Source organism: Protofrankia sp. CiP1_Cm_nod3 (assembly GCF_982290655.1).
On the sequence record NZ_CEVIVD010000064.1, the window covers coordinates 20,433 to 21,982 of the forward strand.

At 63.0% G+C, this 1,550-nt stretch carries 1 protein-coding gene; it reads left to right on the plus strand.

Going from position 1 to position 1,550, the window contains the following annotated elements; all coding sequences use genetic code 11:
* Positions 1-512 precede the first annotated feature (512 nt).
* Positions 513-1,550 (plus strand): AfsR/SARP family transcriptional regulator (locus AC5LUJ_RS13935; protein WP_493465060.1); only part of this gene is annotated, 1,038 nt, incomplete at its 3' end.

Here is a 1,550-nt window from a genome sequence, read left to right on the forward strand (position 1 = left end):
CAACGTGCGGTGTGTCAGGCACCGCGGCTGCCTTCGCTGTCCGGACAGACCCGCCACCGGTGTCCTTGCCGGTGAAATCCAGCAGCATGATCCGGTAGTCGGTCGCGAAATCTGAGCCGCCCGACAGGATCAGATGCCGTTTCGCGGTGCTCCGCGGTGGATCGGTGTGTCATGAGGTGCAACGTCACACAGCCAGGTAGTTCCAGGTGTTGCCGGAATGTTGTCGTCCTGGTCGGAGGGCCGCGGGGGCATCGGGATCCTTGGTCGTCGGCACACCGCACTTCGCGCCCTGCCTGCCATCGCCCACCTCGCCTGCCGGCAAGATGGCAGACCCTGGCCGACCCTGGGGCAAATCGAATAAATCAGTATAAAATAGTATAAAAAATTCATTTATTACCATATTCGATCAGGGCGCGAAAAATCTGGGCCGGTCTCCACCGGCTGGAACAGTGCTGGCTATGTTGTCCGCAGTGACATCGAGGTAGCTGTGATCTGATACGGGGCAGAACACTGTGGACGTCCTACTGCTTGGTCCGGTGCAGTTGCTGAAATCGGGGCGGGTCGTCGAGGTAGGACGACCGCAGCGTTGTCTGGTGCTCGCGGCGCTGGCGGCCGATGCGGGCAGGCCCGTATCCACCAAGACGTTGATCGACCGGGTGTGGGGTGAGGGCGACGGGCCCGAGCGCCCCAGCCGTAGCCTGCATGCGCATATCAGCGGGCTACGCCGGCTGTTCGAACAGCACTCCGACGAACAGCGCGCAGTGCGGATCCCGCGCCGTGCCGAGGGCTACATTCTTGATCTCGGCCCCGAACGGGTGGATGTCTTCCGCATGCGCCGCCTGCTGGAACATGCCAGGACCGCGGATGGAGACGACGGAGCGCTCCCTGCGCTTCGTGAAGCAGTACGGTTGTGGCGCGGTGAACCGCTGGTAGGGCTGACGGAGTCACTGTGGGTTGAACGGATCCGGCGGATCTGGCGGCAGGAGTGGAAAGAGGTGGTCGTGGCCTGGGCGTCCGCCGAACTGAAGGCAGGGAATGCGCCAGCCGTGATCGAACCGCTTCGGGACCTCACCCATGATGATCTCTGTTATGAGGGTCTGGTCACTGTGCTGATGCGAGCTCTGTACGCCACTGGCAAACGCGGCGAGGCCCTGGCCCTGTACCGGTCGGCGCGTGACCGGATAGTCGAGGATCATGGTTTGGAGCCCGGCCCCGAGATGATGCAGGTGCATCTCGGAATCCTCCGCGGCGACCTCGAGGAACAGGCGCCACGGCAGTATGCGGGCGCATCGTACAACCACATTCCTACCGCATCGCAAGAACAAAAAAGTACCACATCTCGAGACCGGGATCCTGCCGTATCGCCCGAACAGGCGCATATCATGTTGCGGGGACAGGCACCGGGCACGCCGCTGATGGTGGGCAGTCTTCCACCGCGAGCGGATAGTTTCCAGCAGCGAGCCGAGTCCGAGAAACTGCACAACGCCACCAGGCCAGGGCAGACCACGGTGCTCACGCAGGTGGTCGCCGGCCTGGGCGGAGTGGGTAAG